The organism is Salinimicrobium oceani, assembly GCF_012037645.1.
On sequence record NZ_JAAVJR010000039.1, the window covers coordinates 1 to 1055 of the forward strand.

Annotated in this window: 1 pseudogene; it reads left to right on the top strand. The window is 44.6% G+C overall.

The annotated features are described in order from the left end of the window. Window positions 1–10 precede the first annotated feature (10 nt). A pseudogene (locus HC175_RS15195) lies at window positions 11–1048 on the top strand (glycoside hydrolase family 66 protein). The last annotated feature ends 7 nt before the right edge of the window (window positions 1049–1055 follow it).

A 1055-nucleotide genomic window follows, 5' to 3' on the forward strand; every position in this document is an offset into this window, starting at 1 on the left:
GCAGTGGTTGATGTTTGAGGACAGAAATCACAGGGATATCAACCGTCACATCCTTTCAGGCTTTGGAGACATTCAGCTGGCAGATCCTTCGAACAACCAATGGCAGGAGCACATTTTTGGAGAGACAGCTACGGTTTATGAAAATCTTGATTTCGATGGCTGGCACCTTGACCAGTTGGGTGACCGCGGAACTTTGTATAACTATGAAGGCTACAGGATAGATTTAGGAGATGCTTACAAAGATTTTCTTATTTCCCTTGAGAACCGTTTTCCCGGAAAGAAGCTGGTCTTAAATGCGGTTGATCAATATGAACAACAGGAGATCCTTGAAGCGCCGGTAGATTTCGCATATTCTGAGATCTGGAGCAGATATCAGTATCAGGATCTGGCACGGGTGATCCTGGAAAATTATGAATATTCCAACGGCGAACTCAACACCGTGCTGGCGGCTTATATGAATTACAACTCGCAGAGCGGAAGCTTTAATACACCTTCTGTTTTGATGACCGATGCTGTGATCTTCGCCTTTGGAGGAGCTCACCTGGAATTGGGAGAGCACATGTTATCCAGCGAATATTTTCCAAATGATAAGCTCGACATGAGCGTAGATCTTCGCAATAGCGTGAGAGAATATTATGACTTCCATACAGCTTACCAGAACCTGTTACGCGACGGCGGAAACTTCAATTTTCCTGCTGTACAGTCTCAGGATGCCGATGTTAAACTGAATAGCTGGCCTCCGGTAGTTGGGCAGGCTGCTGTAGTTGGAAAACAACTTGAAAATCAGCAGGTGCTTCACATTTTAAATTATGACGGTGCTTCTACACTACAGTGGAGAGATGACAGCAAGATCCAGAGACAACCGTTGGTAAAGGACAACTTCAGCATTACAGTTGAGGCATGAAGAAATGTTTCAAAAGTGTGGTTTGCCTCTCCCGATGTTAATGGAGGTGCCTCACAGGAACTGGAATTCACTCAGAGTGGGAATCAAATCACTCTTGAAGTGCCTTATCTTAAATACTGGAGCATGCTGGTGCTTGAATACTAATCTGGAT